This window comes from Salipiger sp. ABN3_019, assembly GCF_056158605.1.
This window is the reverse complement of record NZ_JBSWTP010000009.1, coordinates 2,687,189-2,705,167: the sequence shown is the minus strand read 5'-3', so window position 1 is coordinate 2,705,167 and position 17,979 is coordinate 2,687,189. Positions and strand designations below refer to the sequence as shown.

The 17,979-nt window shown below is 67.7% G+C and carries 16 protein-coding genes and 2 tRNA genes; 10 read left to right on the top strand and 8 right to left on the bottom strand.

Annotation, left to right across the window (positions count from 1 at the left end):
* Positions 1-95: 95 nt before the first annotated feature.
* Positions 96-1,217 carry a calcium-binding protein gene (locus ACXAD2_RS21240; RefSeq protein ID WP_475174345.1) on the top strand — a complete coding sequence of 374 codons (1,122 nt, stop codon included), beginning with the start codon at positions 96-98 and terminating at the stop codon, positions 1,215-1,217.
* Positions 1,218-1,226: 9 nt separating this feature from the next.
* Here ACXAD2_RS21240 and ACXAD2_RS21235 read toward each other — a convergent pair whose 3' ends face one another.
* A complete protein-coding gene (locus ACXAD2_RS21235) occupies positions 1,227-1,658 on the bottom strand; it encodes a DMT family transporter (RefSeq protein ID WP_066101334.1) in 432 nt (143 codons plus the stop codon).
* Positions 1,659-1,845: 187 nt separating this feature from the next.
* Between ACXAD2_RS21235 and ACXAD2_RS21230 the strand changes: the two genes are divergently transcribed.
* Positions 1,846-2,334 carry a c-type cytochrome gene (locus ACXAD2_RS21230; RefSeq protein ID WP_475174342.1) on the top strand — a complete coding sequence of 163 codons (489 nt, stop codon included), beginning with the start codon at positions 1,846-1,848 and terminating at the stop codon, positions 2,332-2,334.
* A gap of 123 nt (positions 2,335-2,457) precedes the next feature.
* On the opposite strand, the gene ACXAD2_RS21225 is transcribed toward ACXAD2_RS21230, so the two are convergent.
* A complete protein-coding gene (locus ACXAD2_RS21225) occupies positions 2,458-3,045 on the bottom strand; it encodes a TetR/AcrR family transcriptional regulator (RefSeq protein ID WP_475174339.1) in 588 nt (195 codons plus the stop codon).
* 116 nt (positions 3,046-3,161) lie between these two features.
* On the opposite strand from ACXAD2_RS21225, the gene ACXAD2_RS21220 reads away from it, so the two are divergent.
* The 6 genes from ACXAD2_RS21220 (at position 3,162) to ACXAD2_RS21195 (ending at position 8,588) form a co-directional block, all read left to right on the top strand.
* Positions 3,162-3,575, top strand: a complete 414-nt coding sequence (locus ACXAD2_RS21220; protein ID WP_475174332.1) for a hypothetical protein — start codon at positions 3,162-3,164, stop codon at positions 3,573-3,575.
* 185 nt (positions 3,576-3,760) lie between these two features.
* Positions 3,761-5,053 (top strand): homoserine dehydrogenase, encoded by a 1,293-nt coding sequence (locus ACXAD2_RS21215; RefSeq protein ID WP_475174326.1) that lies wholly within the window; start codon positions 3,761-3,763, stop codon positions 5,051-5,053.
* A gap of 190 nt (positions 5,054-5,243) precedes the next feature.
* Entirely contained in the window at positions 5,244-6,212 is a 969-nt protein-coding gene (gene glpX, locus ACXAD2_RS21210; RefSeq protein ID WP_066101316.1) for a class II fructose-bisphosphatase, read from the top strand.
* Positions 6,213-6,438: 226 nt separating this feature from the next.
* Positions 6,439-8,184 carry a single-stranded-DNA-specific exonuclease RecJ gene (gene recJ, locus ACXAD2_RS21205; RefSeq protein WP_475175001.1) on the top strand — a complete coding sequence of 582 codons (1,746 nt, stop codon included), beginning with the start codon at positions 6,439-6,441 and terminating at the stop codon, positions 8,182-8,184.
* A 130-nt stretch (positions 8,185-8,314) separates the two neighbouring features.
* A tRNA-Glu gene (locus tag ACXAD2_RS21200) sits at positions 8,315-8,389 on the top strand.
* A 124-nt stretch (positions 8,390-8,513) separates the two neighbouring features.
* Positions 8,514-8,588 (top strand) — tRNA-Glu (locus tag ACXAD2_RS21195).
* A gap of 108 nt (positions 8,589-8,696) precedes the next feature.
* Here ACXAD2_RS21195 and ACXAD2_RS21190 read toward each other — a convergent pair.
* Positions 8,697-9,917 (bottom strand): MFS transporter, encoded by a 1,221-nt coding sequence (locus tag ACXAD2_RS21190; protein WP_475174321.1) that lies wholly within the window; start codon positions 9,915-9,917, stop codon positions 8,697-8,699.
* 85 nt (positions 9,918-10,002) lie between these two features.
* Here ACXAD2_RS21190 and ACXAD2_RS21185 point away from each other — a divergent pair, with 85 nt between their 5' ends.
* Positions 10,003-10,434, top strand: a complete 432-nt coding sequence (locus tag ACXAD2_RS21185; RefSeq protein ID WP_475174319.1) for a helix-turn-helix domain-containing protein — start codon at positions 10,003-10,005, stop codon at positions 10,432-10,434.
* A gap of 10 nt (positions 10,435-10,444) precedes the next feature.
* On the opposite strand, the gene ACXAD2_RS21180 is transcribed toward ACXAD2_RS21185, so the two are convergent.
* From ACXAD2_RS21180 to ACXAD2_RS21160, 5 genes are all read right to left on the bottom strand, one after another.
* Positions 10,445-11,731 carry an amidohydrolase family protein gene (locus ACXAD2_RS21180; RefSeq protein WP_475174314.1) on the bottom strand — a complete coding sequence of 429 codons (1,287 nt, stop codon included), beginning with the start codon at positions 11,729-11,731 and terminating at the stop codon, positions 10,445-10,447.
* Entirely contained in the window at positions 11,732-12,679 is a 948-nt protein-coding gene (locus tag ACXAD2_RS21175; protein WP_475174308.1) for an ABC transporter permease, read from the bottom strand.
* The gene (locus ACXAD2_RS21170; protein WP_475174304.1) at positions 12,676-13,722 is read right to left on the bottom strand and encodes an ABC transporter permease; all 1,047 of its coding nucleotides are present in this window, start codon (positions 13,720-13,722) and stop codon (positions 12,676-12,678) included. The genes ACXAD2_RS21175 and ACXAD2_RS21170 overlap by 4 nt, the downstream gene beginning before the upstream one ends.
* Before the next feature lie 116 nt (positions 13,723-13,838).
* On the bottom strand, positions 13,839-15,377 hold the full coding sequence (locus ACXAD2_RS21165) for an ABC transporter ATP-binding protein (RefSeq protein ID WP_475174301.1): 1,539 nt from the start codon (positions 15,375-15,377) through the stop codon (positions 13,839-13,841).
* Complete coding sequence (locus ACXAD2_RS21160; protein ID WP_475174298.1) at positions 15,377-16,402, bottom strand: BMP family protein; 1,026 nt, start codon at positions 16,400-16,402, stop codon at positions 15,377-15,379. The genes ACXAD2_RS21165 and ACXAD2_RS21160 overlap by 1 nt, the downstream gene beginning before the upstream one ends.
* A gap of 304 nt (positions 16,403-16,706) precedes the next feature.
* Between ACXAD2_RS21160 and ACXAD2_RS21155 the strand changes: the two genes are divergently transcribed.
* Positions 16,707-17,951 carry a malonyl-CoA decarboxylase gene (locus ACXAD2_RS21155; protein WP_475174295.1) on the top strand — a complete coding sequence of 415 codons (1,245 nt, stop codon included), beginning with the start codon at positions 16,707-16,709 and terminating at the stop codon, positions 17,949-17,951.
* The last annotated feature ends 28 nt before the right edge of the window (positions 17,952-17,979 follow it).

The following is a 17,979-nucleotide window of genomic DNA, read 5'->3' as shown; positions in this document are numbered from 1 at the left end:
GCCGCGAGAAGACCCCGGCGGGGCCGCGGCCCCGCCTGATTTTTGTCAAACTTGAGCGTCAGGGTTCCGGGGACTAACCCTCTGGAGCCGCTTTCATGCCGCTGGAACTTCTTGTCGCGCTCGCGGCGCTTTTCCCCTTCGCCGCCGTCGCCTTTCCCATGGGCGATGATGATGACGAAGAGGAGTCCTCGGACGACAGCGACGAGCTTGACCTCGGTGATGGGATGATCCTGCCGGTGGAGGAGGAGACCGGCACCGAAGACGGTCTGACCGACGACAGCACCGAAGAAACCACCGAAGAAACCACCGAAGAAATCACCGAAGAAACCACTGACGACAGCACCGGCGACGTTGCCGAAGACGCGGGCGATACGGATGCGTCCGATGCCGATGCCGATGCCGATGCCGATGCCGATGCCGATGAAGACAGCACCGAAGACACCGCAGATGAAGAGTCTGCGGATGAAGAGACTGCGGACGAAGAGACCGGCACACCCGCGGATTTGATCGGGGACGATGCGGCGGACGATACAGGGGATGACACGGGGGACGAGACGGCGGGCGAGGACAGCGGCACCTCGGGTGCCACCGAAGACACCACAGACGACACGGCTGACGAAAGCACCGACGACACGGGCACTGATACCACCGACGACACCACTTCTGGCGCCACCTCCGGCGACGACACGCTCACTGGCACCGATATCGGCGACATTCTCGCGGCGGGCGACGGCGCGGATGTGCTCAGCGGCGGCGGCGGCTCCGACAGCCTGTCGGGCGAGGCGGGCGACGATTACGCCGAAGGCGGCAGTGGCGGCGACACGCTCGAAGGCGGCACCGGCGCGGACACGCTGCTCGGCGGTTCGGGCGATGACCTGCTCTGGGGTTCGGACGAGGATGGGGACGATGGCGAGAGCGATCTGCTGATCGGCGGCACCGGGGATGACACGCTGATGCTCGGCGAAGGGGACATCGGGCTCGGCGGTGCCGGGGCCGATACCTTCACGCTCGAAGATGGCGCGATCGTCGAGGATTTCGACGAGGAGGAAGACCTCATCGTCTTCAGCTACAGCGGCAGCACCGCGCCCGCCATTGCCTCGCAGGTGGCAAGCTCCAGCGGTCTGGTGGTGACGCTCGACAATGGCGCCTCGGTGACGCTGATCGGGCGCAGCGCGCCGATCACCTCGGCCAGCCTTGCCTTCGTCGCCGAAAGCTGAGCCGCGCGCTCAGCGCTGCGCGAGGAAGACGCCCGCCGCCATCATCGCGATCCCAAGCCCGCGCTGTGCCGAGATCGGTGCGGGTTTCACGCCGAGCAGACCGAAATGGTCGATCAGCGCGGCGCTGATCAATTGCCCCAGCAGCACGAAAAACACCGCCCGCCCGACGCCGAAGGTGGGCGCGACATAGGTGATGCTCAGCACGTAGAAAGCGACGAAAAGCCCGGCAAGGAACAGGTGCTTGGGCGCATCCGCCGCGCGTGCGATGGGCCGCGGGTCAAGCGAGAAGAGCACGATCAGGCTGGCGCTCAGCGCCACGCAGAACAGGATCACCGCCGCTGCCGCGGGCGAGCCCAGCCAGCCCCCGAGCCGCGCATTGAGCGCCGCGAGCACCGGAATGCCGATCCCGGCTGCGAGCATGATGAGGGCTTGGGATGGCATGGGGGTCTCCGGGAACGTCAGATTCCGCGCGACACTGGCCCGGCGCGGCGCGAATGTCACCCCGCCGCGGATCGCCATGTTGCAGGTCGCGCCGCCGTACGTCCGCCCGCAAAGCGGCGCTGCGGCCTTGATCCGCCGGGCACGGCGGGCGAGACATGAGGCGACAGGCAAGACGAGGGATACGCCGATGAGCACCGAACGGACAGAAATCACAGGTCAAACCACAGATCAAACCGCAGGCCAAACCACGGGCGCGCCGCTGAAACCGCGGGTCTGGGCACTGGGCGCGGCGGCGCTGCTGGCGCTCGGCGCCTGCATGGAAGCCGCCATGCCGGAACCGGCGGACGGGCAGGCGCTCTTCGTGGAATATTGCGCGGCCTGCCATGGCAACTCGGCCAAGGGCGACGGCCCACTGGCGGCCGATCTTGGGGTGGTGCCGGCGGATCTGACGCTGATCGCCGCGCATCGCGGGGGCAGCTTCCCGCGCGCCGAGGTGCTGTCGAAGATCGACGGCTACACGAGCGCCGATCTCGATGGTCCCGGCATGCCCGAGTTCGGCGAATTGCTGAAAGGGGACGAACTGCCGCTCGACACCGGCGACGGGGTGCTGACGCCGACGCCGCGCAAGATGGTGGCGCTGCTCGAATACCTCGAATCGATTCAGGTGGCTGAATAAGGCCAACGTCCGTCGAAGGACGTTGCAAAAGCCTTCGAAGGCTTTTGTCCCCGCCGCGCTGAACATGCGCGGCGGTTTCCAGTCTCCGGTCTCCTGCCTCCGGTCCGCGGGGTAGGGGCCGACCTAGGCGCCCACCGCCTTGCGCGCCATGTCCCAGTAAAGCGTCGCCACTTCCTCTTCCGACAGGCGCCCGCCCTCGCGGTACCACGTGTTGACCCCTGTCAGCATGGCGATCAGTGCAAAGGCGGCGATCCGCGTATCCGGCACCGAAAGCTGCCCGGCGGCGCGCCCGTCGTGCAGGATCTCCTCCAGCACCGCCTCATAGCGCCCGCGCAGCGCCTCGATCACCGCGAAGTTCTCGGGCTCGAGATTGCGCAGCTCCATATAGGAGATGAAGATCAACTCCGGGTGCCGCAGGGTGAAGCCGATGTGGAACCGCACGAAGGCCTCAAGCCGCGCCAGCGGGTCCTCGGGCCGCGGCTCGGCCTGCCACGCTTCGAGCAGCTCATCCATATGGCCCTTCAGCAGCGAGACCAGCAGCGCCTGCTTGTCGGGGATGTAATTGTAAAGCGCCCCGACCTGCACGCCGACATCCGACGCGATCTTGCGCATCGAAACGGCGGCATAGCCGTGTTTGGCAAAGAGCCGCAGCGCCGCCTCGCGGATCCGCGGCCCGGTGATGTCGGAATGCGATCCAGCGGTACGGGCCATGTCATCACTATTATCTGAACGTTTGTTCAGATCAAGCGCGATGCGTCCCGGCCTTGCCCTGCGCCACCGCTTGCGGCAAGACGGGCACAGTGTCCAGCGAAAGACGTCTTACCGCCATGCGCCCCGTGCTCTCGTACAGCCTCGTGCCTATCTGCCTTAGCGCCCTGCTGGCGGCCTGCACCAACTTTCCCGAATTCGACGGCGCACAAAGCCCCGGCGTCGCCACCGCGCCGTTCCCCGATCTGGTGCCTTTGTCCGGGCTTCTAACCGCCCCGGCGCCGATCCGCGCAGAGCCCGAAGCGACCGAGACCGTTTCGGCGCGGGCCGAAGCGCTGCGCCGCCGCGCAAGCGGCCTGCAGGGCGATGTGGTCCAGTCCAGCGCCCGCGCGCGCATGGATCAAGGCGTGCGGACGGATCTGCTGATCACGCCCGAAAGCGCAGCCCCAAGCGCCACCGAAGGCACCTCCGAAAGCAGCTCCGAGACGGAAGAGCCGACGGGAGAGCAGGTGGGCGACCAGACCGGCCAATAGGCCTGCCCCGCGCGCCCCTCCGCTCCGCCAAGCGCGCAGCCGCCGCCCAAACCGCCCCGCTCTCCGGTCCATTCCCCAGCCATTCCCGGGCCAGACGCCGTTGCACAGCCACGACGTTACGGCTAAGGCAGCGCACACCAAATCAAAGCCACAAACCTCGTTTCGAAGATAGAAGGATCCCGCATATGTCTGAACCTCTGCGCCTGGGGATTGCGGGCCTTGGCACTGTCGGCGCCGGCGTCGTGAAGATCGTCCAGCAGAAGGCCGATCTTCTGCAAACCCGTTCGGGCCGCAAGATCGTGATCAGCGCGGTTTCGGCGCGCAACCGTGACAAGGACCGCGGCGTATCGCTCGCCGATTACGCATGGGAAGACGATCCGGTGGCGCTGGCCAAGCGCGACGACGTCGATCTGCTGGTCGAACTGATGGGCGGCTCGGACGGTCCGGCCAAGGCCGCCACCGAGGCCGCGCTGAAGGCGGGCAAGGATGTGGTCACCGCCAATAAGGCGCTGCTGGCCCACCACGGTCAGGCGCTGGCCGAACTGGCCGAAAGCACCGGCGCGGTGCTGCGCTTCGAGGCCGCCGTCGCGGGCGGCATCCCGGTGATCAAGGCGCTGACCGAAGGGCTCGCTGCCAACCGCATCACCCGCGTCATGGGCGTGATGAACGGCACCTGCAACTACATCCTGACCCGGATGGAAGGCGCGGGCCTGTCGTATCAGGAAGCCTTCGCCGAGGCCGATGGTCTGGGCTATCTCGAAGCCGATCCCGAGCTTGACGTGGGCGGCATCGACGCGGGCCACAAGCTCTCGCTGCTGTCGTCCATCGCCTTCGGCACGCAGGTGGCGTTTGACACGGTGGAGCTTGAAGGCATCGGCCGCGTGTCCATCGACGACATCCGTCAGGCCGCCGACATGGGCTACCGCATCAAGCTGCTGGGCGTCTGCCGCCTCACCGAGCGCGGCCTCGAGCAGTCGATGGCACCGAGCCTCGTGCCCGCGACCTCGCCGCTGGGCCAACTTGAAGGCGGCACCAATATGGTGGTGATCGAGGGCGATGACGTCGGCCAGATCGTGCTGCGCGGGGCTGGTGCGGGCGAGGGGCCGACCGCCTCTGCGGTGATGGGCGACGTGATGGACATCGCCCGCGGCACGCGGCTGTCGACCTTCGGCGCCCCGGCCTCTGCGCTGGTGGCGGCGCCCTCGGCGCAGGCCACCACGCCCGCACCCTATTATCTGCGCATGGCGCTGGCCGATCGCCCGGGCGCGCTGGCCAAGGTCGCCGCGGCGCTCGGCGAGGCGGGCGTGTCGATCAACCGCCTGCGTCAATACGGGCAGAGCACCACCGCGGACACCGCGCCGGTGCTGATCGTGACCCATAAGACGACGCGCGCATCGCTCAATTCGGCCCTCGCGGCGATGGCAGAGACCGGCGTGGTGCATGGCACCCCCGTGGCGCTGCGAATCGAGGCAGTCTGACCGCCCTCTGCGCCCCAAAAGAGCGTTTTGTCATCCCGCTGATACCGGGTTGATACTGGGCTAAGACCGCGCTGACATCGAGCCGCCGCCGTGCTGTCCTGCGCGGCGGCGGTTAGCGCGAGCGGGCTTGCCCTTCGGCAACCGCGCGCGCTACACCCTTCCCAACGGTAAATTTTTCAAGGAAGACTCCATGTCGGCTCCCACAGATTTTAATGACCGTATGCTTTCGCTGGGCCTCGCCCGGGTCGCCGAGCAGGCCGCCATCGCCTCCGCCAGCCTCATTGGCCGCGGCGATGAGAAGGCCGCGGACCAAGCTGCGGTCAACGCCATGCGCGACCAGCTGAACATGCTGGACATCGCCGGCGTGGTGGTGATCGGCGAGGGCGAGCGCGACGAGGCGCCGATGCTCTACATCGGCGAAGAAGTGGGCACCGGCAACGGCCCGGGCGTGGACATCGCGCTTGACCCGCTCGAAGGCACCACGCTCACCGCCAAGGACATGCCGAACGCGCTCACCGTGATCGCCATGGGCCCGCGCGGCTCGATGCTGCACGCGCCCGACGTCTACATGGAAAAACTGGCGATCGGGCCGGGCTATGCGGAAGACACCGTCACCCTCGAGATGAGCCCCTCCGAACGGGTCGCGGCGCTGGCCAAGGCGAAGGGCTGCGCGATGACCGACATCACCGTCTGCATTCTCGAGCGTCCGCGCCACGAAGATCTGATCGCCGAAGTGCGCGCCACCGGCGCCGGCATCCGGCTGATCACCGATGGCGACGTGGCGGGGGTCATGCATTGCGCCGAGTCCGAGATCACCGGCATCGACATGTACATGGGCTCGGGCGGCGCGCCGGAAGGCGTTCTGGCAGCCGCTGCGCTGAAGTGCATGGGCGGCCAGATGTATGGCAAGCTGCTGTTCCGCAACGACGACGAGCGCGGCCGCGCCGCCAAGGCCGGGATCACCGATCTCGACAAGGTCTACAAGCGCGACGAACTGGTCACCGCCGATGTGATCTTCGCCGCCACCGGCGTGACCAACGGCTCGATCCTTTCGGGCATCAAGCGCCAGCCGGGCTGGATCGAGACCGAGACCATCCTGATGCGTTCGAAGACCGGCTCGGTGCGCCGCGTGCAGTACCGTAACCCCTTCGAGGGCTGAGCGCGGGCCGGCCAGCGCCGATTTGCGTATTTTCAAAGAGAAGAAGAGGGCTCGCGGCGCGGGCCCTTTTTCGTTTTCGAGAGGTCCCGGCTTCTTCTCTTTCCAAATACGCCGGCGCGCCCGTGCCGCCCCTGCGGCGCCGGGCAGGCGCGCCCCGTTCCGTTTCCCGCCATTTCGCGCTACGAGGGGGCCGATTGCGGGCAGAATGAAAAGACGCGAGGGGCGCATGAGCTATCTGGGTGTGGAGCAGTCGCTGACCGGGCGGCGCTGGGTTGGTCCGGCGGTGGAGGTCGAGCGGCAGGCCGAGGCGCTGGCGCAGGCAACCCATCTGCCGCGCCCGCTCTGCGCGGTGCTGGCGCGGCTTGGTGTGGCGGGCGAAGAGGTGCCGGGGTTTCTCGAGCCGAAACTGCGCGACCTCATGCCCGACCCGCGCAGCATGCGCGACATGGAAAAGGCCTCGGGGCGGATCCTGCAGGCGGTAGAGCGGCGCGAGCGCATCGCGATCTTTGCCGATTACGACGTGGATGGCGGCAGCTCTGCGGCGCTGCTCATCGACTGGCTGCGCCAGCTGGGGCTGGAGGCGACGCTTTATGTGCCCGACCGGATCGACGAGGGCTACGGCCCCAATGTGCCCGCCATGCAGCAGCTTGCCAGCGCGCATGATCTGATCATCTGCGTCGACTGCGGCACGCTCTCGCATGAGCCGATCGCGGCGGCCGAGGGCGCGGATGTAGTGGTGCTCGACCACCACCTTGGCGGCGAGACGCTGCCAGATTGCGTCGCGGTGGTGAACCCCAACCGGCAGGACGAGGACGGCGCGCTGGCGCATCTTTGTGCCGCCGCCGTGGTTTTCATGGTGCTGGTCGACTGCGGGCGGCTGATGCGCGAGGCGGGCACGCCCGGGCCCAACCTCATGTCGCTGCTCGATCTGGTGGCGCTGGCCACCGTTGCCGATGTGGCGCCGCTGCGCGGGGTCAACCGCGCCTTCGTGCGCTCGGGCCTGCAGGTCATGGCGCGGCGCGAGCGCCCCGGCCTCGTGGCGCTGTCGGATGTGGCGCGGCTCGACACGGCGCCCTCGTCCTACCACCTTGGCTATGTGCTGGGGCCGCGGATCAATGCCGGCGGGCGGATCGGGCAGGCCGACCTTGGCGCGCGGCTGCTCGCCACCCGCGACCGGCATGAGGCCGAGGCGCTGGCCGAGCGTCTCGACAAGCTCAACTCCGAGCGCCGCGAGGTCGAGGAGGCGGTGCGCGCCTCGGCGCTGGCGCAGGCCGAAGAGCGCGGGCTCGACGCGCCGCTGGTCTGGGCGGCGGGCGAGGGCTGGCATCCGGGCGTGGTGGGCATCGTCGCCTCGCGCCTCAAGGAGATGACCAACCGCCCATCGATCGTCATCGGCTTCGACGCCGGCGAGGGCAAGGGCTCGGGCCGCTCTGTCTCGGGCGTCGATCTGGGCGCGAGCATCCAGAAGCTCGCCGCCGAGGGGCTGCTGATCAAGGGCGGCGGGCACAAGATGGCGGCGGGTCTCACCGTGGCCGAGGACAAGCTGGACGCGGCCATGGAGCGGCTGGCGGAGCTGCTGGCCAAACAGGGCGCGGGGCAGGGCGGTGCGGCGGATCTGCGGCTCGACGGGCTGATGATGCCCGGGGTGGCCAGCACCGAGCTGTGCGACCGGATGGAGCAGGCCGGACCCTTTGGGGCGGGCGCGCCGGGGCCGCGCTTTGCCATGCCCGATGCGCAGATCCTCTTTGCCAAGGAGGTTGGCACAGGGCACCTCAAGATCACTGCCGGGGACGGCATGGGGGCCAAGGTCGACGCGATCTGCTTTGGCGCTTTCGACACGCCCATGGGGCAGGCGCTGAGCCAGCACAAGGGCGCACGATTCCACCTCGCCGGGCGTTTCGAGATCAACGAGTGGAACGGGCGGCGCACCGTGCAGATGCGGCTGGAGGATGCCGCGCCTGCCGCAGGGTAAATGATTTTCGAGCGGAATTTCCGTTTTTTGTCAGGGGTTTGAGAAAAAATCACCTGAGGCTCAAAAAACCGTAAAATTCCGCTTGCAAGGGGGGGGCGCTTTGACTAGAACGCCCCTCACCAGCCGGCACGGCCCGTTCGTCTATCGGTTAGGACGCCAGGTTTTCAACCTGGAAAGAGGGGTTCGATTCCCCTACGGGCTGCCACTGGTTTTGTTTCTGTCCCCGCGGGGACAGGCAAAATCAGGGGTCAGAGACCGGGTCAGCTGGGGTTCATGAGGTTCGCAACAGCCTCTCCGTCGGATAAAGTTTTCGGCGGTCGCGTTGCAATGGCCCGTTCGTCTATCGGTTAGGACGCCAGGTTTTCAACCTGGAAAGAGGGGTTCGATTCCCCTACGGGCTGCCATTCCACCACTCACGCACCATGAACCAGACGCCGGATAAGACACCGGACGAGACGCCGAAGGCGCGCGATTTTCGCGTGCCTTTTTGCGTTTGTGGGGGTGCCACTGGTCTAGACCCCGGCGCGCGGTCGCGGGCGCTTTGTCAGGACAATCAGCACCGCCAGCAACGACAGCCCGCCAAGCGCGAAGGTGAGCTGCAGCCCTTGCTCGATCGCGTCGGCACCGGCTGTCTCGATGGCGTGGAAGCCGACGCCAAACGAGAAGACGGCGCCCATGACAGAGGCCCCGGACAGCAGTCCGAGATTGCGTGATAGCCCCAGCAGCCCCGAAGCCGCGCCGCGTTGGCCCGCCCGCACGCTCTGCATCAGCAGGGTGTTGTTGGCGGATTGGAACAGTTGGTAGCCGGGGGTCAGGATCGCGATGCCGATCAGGTATCCGGGCACTCCGAAGCGCGGTGGCAGGATCGCCAGCGCCAGCGCCCCGGCGGCGAGCGCGCCCAGCCCGAACGTCAGGACCTTCAGCGCGCCGCGGTTGTCGACCAGCCGGCCCGAGGGGACGCCGGTGCAGATCGAGATCACCGGCCCGACCGACATCACGAGGCCGACGGTCGTCGCCTGCAATCCAAGCGCGAAGGCAAGGTAGAACGGTCCGACCAGCAGGGTGGCCATCATCAAATTCGCCACGAGCAGGTTCGCCAAAAGGGTGAAGCCGATGCCGCGCTGGCGCAGCAGCGACAGGTCGGGCCGGTGCGATCTGCTGTGTGGCGCGACCTCGGGCAGGGCAACCAGCGCGAGCCCGGCAGCCAAAAGCCCGAGCGGCACCAACACGAGGAAGACCGCCGGCCATCCGGCCCAGCCAATCAGCATGCCGCCAAGCGACGGGCCAAGCGCGGTTCCGACCGCCGACATGGTGCCGAGCAACCCCATGGCGCGCCCGAGGCGTTCCGGCGCGACGGCATCCCGCACCAGCGCGATGGTCAGCGCCATCAGAACAGCCGCGCCGACGCCCTGAAGCGCACGTGCCGCGACCAGCATCCAGAGCCCGGCCGAAAGACCGCAGAGCGCAGAGGCCAGGGTGAACAGGACAAGCCCGGAAAGCAGCATCCGTTTGCGTCCGAACAGGTCCCCGAGCGCTCCCGCTATGACGACGCAAAGCGCAAGTGCCGTCAGATAGGCGATCACCACCCATTGCACCTGCGGGAAGCTCGCGTCGAAGGCCAGGGCGAGCGACGGCAGGGCGATATTGGCGATGCTTGTCCCCAGCGAGGCAAGCAGCGCCGAGAGCGACAGGCAAAGCGATGCCCCGATCCTCCCGGCCCTGGGTTTCATCATGATATGGCTCATCATCCATCTGCTCCGCTTGCCAAACTCATCGCGAGCGGCCACTCTACGAGTTCAAGCCAACTTGAGGTCAAGCATGGAGCTTCTGGATATTGCCGAGGTCTCGCGGCGGGCTGGCGTGCCGGCGTCGACCTTGCGGTATTACGACGAGATCGGGATGATCTCTTCTGTCGGCCGCCACGGGCTGAGGCGACAGTTCGAGCCGGGAGTGCTGCTGCAGTTGGCGCTGATCTCGATGGGCAAGGCGGCGGGTTTCTCGCTCGAGGATATCGCGGCCATGTTCGGCAAGACGGGCACGCCCGAGCTGCCGCGACAGGAGCTGCGCCGCCGCGCCGATGAACTGGATCGCCAGATCAGGGAGCTTGCCGCGCTCCGCGACACCCTGCGCCATGTTGCCGATTGTCCCGCGCCGTCGCACATGGAGTGCAAGACCTTCAGGCGCCTTGTCGGCATTGCCGGGAGAAGACGGCGGACGGCGGCCAGGCCGCCCGCGCGGGGCTCCGCCTAGCCGGGGCGGTTCAGCTGGGAACCTTGTGCCGCCGCCGCACGCTGCCGGGGCGGCCGGGCAGGGCGAGGCGCGCGTCATTGCGGGCCTGTTTCGAGACCACCTTGCCCTTGGAGATCACGCAGAGCCGGTCGGGCCGCAGCCGCAGTGCCTCGATCGGATCGCCCGCGTCGAGCACCACCAGCGAGGCCATATTGCCGACCGCCAGCCCGTAGCCATCCAGATGCAGGATCTTGGCGTTCTCCTCGGTCACCATGGTGAAGCAGCGCGCCATCTCCTGCGGCGAGGTCATCTGCGCCACGTGCAGCCCCATGAAGGCCACGTCGAGCATGTCTCCGGTGCCGAGCGAATACCACGGGTCGCGCACGCAGTCCTGCCCCCAGCCGACGCGGATGCCCATGGCCTGCATCTCTTTCACCCGGGTGAGGCCGCGGCGCTTGGGGTAGGTGTCGTGCCGTCCCTGCAAAGTGATGTTGATCAGCGGATTGGGGATGGCGGAGATTTCCGCCTCTGCGATCAGCGGCAGCAGCTTGGACACGTAATAGTTGTCCATGGAGTGCATCGAAGTCAGATGGCTGCCGGTGACGCGCCCCTGCAGGCCAAGCCGCTGCGTCTCATAGGCCAGCGCCTCGATGTGGCGCGACAGGGGATCGTCGGTTTCGTCGCAGTGGATGTCCACCAGCAGGCCGCGGGCCGCGGCGATCTCGCAAAGCTCTTTCAGCGACGCGGCACCATCCGTCATGGTGCGCTCGAAATGCGGGATGCCGCCGACCACCTCGACGCCCATGTCCAGCGCGCGGATCAGGTTCTCGCGCCCCGTAGGGCTGCGCAGGAAACCGTCCTGCGGGAAGGCGACGAGCTGTAGGTCGAGATAGGGTTTCACCTTCTCCTGCACCTCGAGCATCGCGGTAACGGTGTTGAGGTGATCGGGCGTGGTGTCGACGTGGCTGCGGATCGCCAGCAGGCCCAGAGAGACCGCCCAGTCGCAATACTCCAGCGCCCGCGCGACCATCTCATCGACGCTCGCCTCTTCGCGCAGCTCGCCCCAGAGGTCGATGCCCTCGAGTAGGGTGCCAGAGGCGTTGATCCGGGGCGTGCCATAGCTGAGCGTCGCATCCATGTGGAAATGCGGATCGACGAAGGGCGGGGCGACGAGATCGCCGCTGGCGTCGATGGTCTCGCCCGCCTCGGAGCCGGTCAGGTCGCCAATGGCGGCGATGCGATCGCCGGTGATGCCGATGTCGGCAATGGTCCCGTCCGGCAGGGTGCCGCCGGTGACGAGGATGTCGAAAGTGGCCATTCAGCGCTCTCCGCGGTTGAAGGGGGTCATCAGCGCTGCGGGCACCTCGGCCCGGCGCGACATGAGGATAAGCGCGAGGATCGACAGCACATAGGGGATCATCAGGAAAACCTGATAGGGCACAAGCTGCCCCATGGGCGTCTGCTGCAGGCAAATCTGCAGCGCATCAAACCCGGCAAAGAGCAGTGCGCCGAGCAGCGCCTTGCCCGGCTTCCACGCGCCGAAGACCACCAGCGCGATGCAGATCCAGCCGCGCCCGTTGACCATCTCGAAGAAGAAGGACGAGAAGGCCGACATGGTCAGGAAAGCGCCGCCCACGGCCATCAGCCCCGAACCGACGATGACCGCCCCCATGCGGATCGCCGCCACCGAAAGCCCCTGCGCCTCGACCGCCTGCGGGTTCTCTCCGGCGGCGCGCACCGCAAGGCCCAGCGGCGTGCGGTAGAGCACCAGCGCCACCAGCGCCGCGCAGCCGAAGGCGGCCCATGTGAGCGCGGTCTGCGAGAACAGCGCCTGCCCGAGCCACGGGATGTCCGACAGCACCGGGATGTGCAGCGGCTGGAAGGGGTCGATGCGCGGCGGGCTGGTGACCTCGGGCAGCGCGAGGCGGTAGGCGTAATAGGCCGAGGAGGTGGCGAGCATGGTGATGCCAAGCCCCACCACATGCTGCGAGAGGCCAAAGGGCACGGTGAGCAGCGCATGCAGCGCACCGAAGGCCATGCCCGCCAGCAGCGCCACCAGCACCCCGGGCCAGAGGCCGAGCCCGGCGTAGACCGCCATCCAGCCCGCGAAGGCGCCAAAGACCATGATGCCCTCGATGCCGAGGTTCAGAACGCCCGCGCGCTCGCAGATCAACTCTCCGAGGGTGGCGAAGATCAGCGGCGAGGCGATGCGCAGTACGGCGGCCCAGAAGCTGGCGGAGATGAGAATGTCGATGATCTCGGTCATCCGCGCACCACCCGGACTTTTGTGAGCAGGATCGCCAGCACCATGAACAGCAGCGCCGTGGCCAAGAGGATGTCGGCTATGTACGTCGGCACGCCCGCGGCGCGCGACATGCTGTCGGCGCCGACGAAGACCCCGGCCACGAAGAGCGCCGAGACGACGACCCCCAAGGGGTGCAGCAGCGCCAGCATGGCGACGACGATGCCGGTATAGCCGAAACCGGGTGAGAGATCGGCGGTGAGATTGCCCTTCAGCCCGGCCACTTCCGAGAACCCTGCGAGCGCGGCGAGCCCGCCGGAGATCAGCGCGGTCTTCACCAGCACCCGGCCCACCGGAATACCCGCGAAACGCGCCGCCTCGGGGCTGAGGCCGGTGGCGCGGATCTCATAGCCGAGCGTGCTGCGGGTCTGCATGACCCAGACGGCCAGCGCCGAGAGGAGCGCCAGCCCAAAGCCCCAGTGCAGCCGCAGCCCCTCGACGATGCGCGGCAGGCGCGCGTCGCGCGGCAGGGCCGGGGACTTGGGCCAGCCCATGCCCATCGGGTCCTTGAGCGGGCCCTCGAGCAGGTAGGAGATGAACAGCGCCATGATGAAATTGATTAGCAGCGTGGTGACCACCTCATCGACGCCGAGCCGGGTCTTCAGCAGCACCGGGCCGAGCAGCACCAGCACCCCGGCAAGAACGGCCCCAAGCGCCATGAGCGGCAGCGCCAGAGGCCCCGGCAGGCCAAGCTGCGTGCCGATCACCACGGTGACCAGCGCGCCCGCGTAGAGCTGTGCCTCGGCGCCGATGTTCCAGAGCTTGGCGCGGAAAGCGACCGAAATGGCGAGGCCGGTGAAAATGAGCGGCGTGGCGCGGTTGAGCGTTTCCAGCAGGGCGAACTTCGAGCCCGCGGCGCCTTTGATGATCAGCCCCAGCGTGGCGAGGGGATCGGCCCCGGCGATGAGCGCCAGCCCCATGGCGACCAGCACCGTGGCACCGAGCGCCAGCGCGGGCAGCCCCAAAGTGCGGGCGGGCGAGGGGGCGGTGATGGGATCAAGGCGCATTGTCGGCTCTTGTGGGCTGTGCCTCTGCCTCGGCTTTGGTGCGGGCGGAGGGGGCGGGATATGCGTATTTGGAAAGAGAAGAAGCGGGGAGGTGGCGCGTATTCTCAGGTGGTATTTTAGGCGGCATCGTCGAACCCCTGTCCGGCCATCCATTGGCCCAGCTCGGCGGGGGTCTTGCTGCCGCGCGGGAATTCGGGCGAGAGGCGGCCCTCGCAGATCACCCGTACCACATCCGAAAGGCTCAGCACCTCGTCGAGATCCTCGGAGATCAGCAGCACCGCGGCACCGGCGTCGCGGGCGGCGATGAGCCGCTCTTGCACATAGGTGACCGCGCCGATGTCGAGGCCGCGCACCGGCTGGTTGGCGAGGATGATCCGCGGCTGCGCTTCGAGCACCCGTCCGAGGATGAGCTTTTGCATATTGCCGCCCGAGAGCAGGCGGATGCGGGTGTCGGGGCCGGGGCAGCGCACGTCGTAGGCCTCGATGACCTGCTCGGCGGCGCGGCGCGCGGCGGACCAGTCCATCCAGCCGCGTCGGGCCACCGGGGGCTCGGCGTAGCTTTCCAGCACGGCGTTCTCGGTGAGGGTGAAATCGGCGATCGTGCCGGTCTTGTGGCGGTCCTCGGGGATGCGCCCGATGCGGGCCCTGAGCGCGCTCTGCGGCGACCAGTTGGTGACGGTCTCATCGGCCAGTTCCATGACGCCCGCGCTGGGCGTCTCGAGGCCCGACAGCAAGTCCGCCAGCGCGCCCTGACCATTGCCCGAGACGCCTGCGAGGCCGAGAATCTGACCTGCCCTGAGCTCCAGATCGACGCCGCGCAGCCCGGTGCGGTTGCCGCGCGCCGGGGTGGAGACCGCTTGCAGTTTCAGCAGCGTGGCGCCGGGGCGGGCCTCGGCGGGGGCGGGGGGCGTGATCTCGGCCCCGACCATCAGTTCGGCAAGCTGATGGCGGTCGGTCTTGGCGGTGGCGACCTCGCCCACGAGCCTGCCGTGGCGCAGCACCAGCACCCGTGACGAGACCGCCATGACCTCATGCAGCTTGTGCGAGATGAAGATCACTGAAAGCCCCTGCGCCACCGCCTTGCGCAGCGTCTCGAAGAGCGCCTCGCTTTCCTGCGGGGTGAGCACGGCGGTGGGCTCGTCGAGGATGAGAATGCGGGCGTCGCGGTAGAGCGCTTTCAGGATCTCGACCCGCTGCCGCTCGCCCACCGAGAGCGACGCCACGCGCGCATCGGGATGCACCGCAAGACCGAAATCGCGCGACAGCTGTTGCACGCGCTGCCGCGCTGCGCTGCGCCGGAGGGAGGGGCGCCACAGTGGCTCGGTGCCGAGCAGGATGTTTTCCAGCACCGTCATATTGCCCGCGAGGGTGAAATGCTGGTGCACCATGCCCACGCCCGCCGCCAGCGCCGCGCCGGGAAGGCCGGGGGGCAGGGTCTGGCCGAACACCTCCACCGTGCCCGCGTCGGCGGTGTAATGGCCGAAGAGGATGTTCATCAGCGTGGTCTTGCCCGCGCCGTTCTCGCCCAGAAGCGCCACGACCTCGCCGCGCGCCAGCGCGACGTTGATGCCGTCATTGGCGGTGAGCGCGCCGAACCGCTTGGTGATGCCGGAAAGGCGCAGGACGATCTCCTGCGCCTCTTGTGTCTGTGTCATCAGGAGGAGGTCGGCTCTTCGTCGTTGATCTCGACAGTGAAGGACCCGTCCTTGATCGCCGCTTCCTTCTCGGCCACCAGATCGAGCGCCTCTTGCGGGACCTTGCCCTCGAAGGTGCCGAGCGGCGCCAGCGAGCAGCCGCCTTCCTTCATGAAGCTGTAGGTGCCGTAGTTTTCTGCCGAGAAGCTGCCGTCGCCGACCTTGGCCAGCGCCGCCGCCAGCGTCGGGCCGAAGTCCCAGAGCGCCGAGGCGACCACGGTCTCGGGGTAGTCGGCCTGCGTGTCGATGACGTTGCCGATCGCCAGAACGCCTTTCTCCTGCGCCGCGTCCGAGACCCCGAAGCGCTCGGCATAGAGCATGTCGGCGCCGCTTTCGATCATCGCAAACGCCGTCTCCTTGGCCTTGGGCGGATCGAACCACGAGCCGATGAAGCTGACCTGGAAGGTGGCCTCGGGCTTGCTTTCCTTCACGCCCGCCATGAAGGCATGCATCAGGCGGTTCACCTCGGGGATCGGGAAGCCGCCGACCATGCCGATATTGCCGCTCTCGCTCATCGCGCCGGCGATGATGCCCGACAGATACGAGGCGTCCTGAATGTAATTGTCGAAAACCCCGAGGTTCGGATAGGCCTCGTCGGGCATGAAGCTCGAGCCCATGAGGAAGGCGGTCTCGGGGTATTCGAGCACCACCTCGCGGGCCTCCTGCTCGACGCCGAAGATCTCGCCGATGATCAGCTGCGCGCCGCTCTCGGCATATTCGCGCATGACGCGCGGATAATCGGTGTTGGCGGTGTTCTCCGAGAAGCTGTAGCTGATCAGCCCGGCCTCCTTGGCGGCCTCGGCGGCGACATGGATGCGGCTCACCCATTGCTGCTCGACAGGCACCGTATAGATGCCCGCGACGCTGATCGGCTCCTGCGCTATCAGCTTGCCAGCAAAGCCGGTGCTGGCGAGGGCGGTGATCCCGCCGGTGCTGAGCAGCATCTGTCTGCGGGTCATCTGCCCGTGGGTGTTGGTGAATTTCATCGTCGGTCCTTATCCATCCCTGTGCATTGTCTGGTTTTTTTACCAACCGGTAAGGAATGCGCCAATTCGGGCAATCGGTGGGCGGGCGGCAGCTTGCACTATTCGCCCGCCGGATGGCCCGGAGGCGGCGCGCTGCCTAGGAATTGGGCAAAGCGGCGCGGGGCAGCAACCGCGCGTATGGCGCGGCGGAGTGCCGCGTGTGCGGGGCGTTGGCGCGAACAGGCTTGCCTTGCGGCGCGGCGCTGCGCACCCTTGGCAGGGCCGGGGGGCACGCACCGCTGATAGAGAACCGCAGGAGCCTGCCATGAGTCTCTTTGCCGATCTGCTGACCACGATCTTCGAGCGCCGGATCGGCGCCGCGCCGCGTCTGCGCCGCGATCCGCGCCCGCTGCCGGCGCTTGTCTCGGATCTGCTGGAGGCGCGCAGCGAGGGCGTGGTGACCGCGCTCGCCCGGCAGGTGTTGCAGCGCTATGACGGCATGTCGGGGCCGGAAAAGCTCGAAGCCTTCCGCGGGCTGGCGGCGCTCAACATCGACGCCGCCGCCCTGCGCAGCGCGCTCGACGCCTATGAGGCCGCGCCCTCGGGCCGCAGCTACCGCGCCTTCATGGGGGCCGCCGAGCCGCCGCGGGCCGAGCTTCTGCGCCGCCTCAACATGGTGCCCGGGGCGACCGAGCGGCTGGTGCGGATGCGCTCGGACCTGCTGCGGCGCAGCCGCGACGAGCCCGAATTGCAGGCGCTCGACGAGGATTTCCGCCATCTGTTCAAAAGCTGGTTCAATCGCGGCTTTCTGGTGCTGCGGCCGATCAGCTGGGAAAGCCCGGCGCATGTGCTGGAAAAGATCATCGCCTATGAGGCGGTGCATGCGATCCACAGCTGGGACGATCTGCGCCGCCGCCTCGCACCGCCGGACCGGCGCTGCTTTGCCTTCTTCCACCCGGCGATGCCCGACGAGCCGCTGATCTTCGTCGAGGTGGCGCTGACCCGCGGCGTGCCAGGCTCGGTGCAGGCGCTGCTCAGCGAGGACCGCGAACCGATGGAAGCGGCCAGCGCCGATACCGCCGTGTTCTACTCGATCTCCAACTGCCAGCCGGGTCTGGCGGGCATCTCCTTTGGCAATTCGCTGATCAAGCAGGTGGCCTCGGATCTCTCCAGCGCGCTGCCGGGGCTGAAGACCTTCGTCACGCTCTCGCCGATCCCGGGGCTGGTGGTCTGGCTCGAAGAGCAGGGCACCGCCTTCGATCCACAAGACGCCAAGCGGATGAGCCAGCTGGCCGCGCATTACCTGCTGACCGCCAAGCGCGGCGACGGGCGGCCGCGCGATCCGGTGGCGCGCTTCCACCTCGGCAATGGCGCCATGGTGCATGCGGTGCACGCCGGGGCGGACACGTCCGAAAACGGCCAGCGCCAGTCCGGCGGGGCAATGGTCAACTATCTCTACGATCTGCCGAAGGTCGAGACCTACCACGACCGCTTTGCCGCCAGCGGCGAGGTGATCGCCTCCTCGGCGGTGAAATCGCTCTCGGCGGGACGTGAAAAGGCGCAGGCCTGAGGCGCGCCGCCGCCACCTTCTTCTCTTT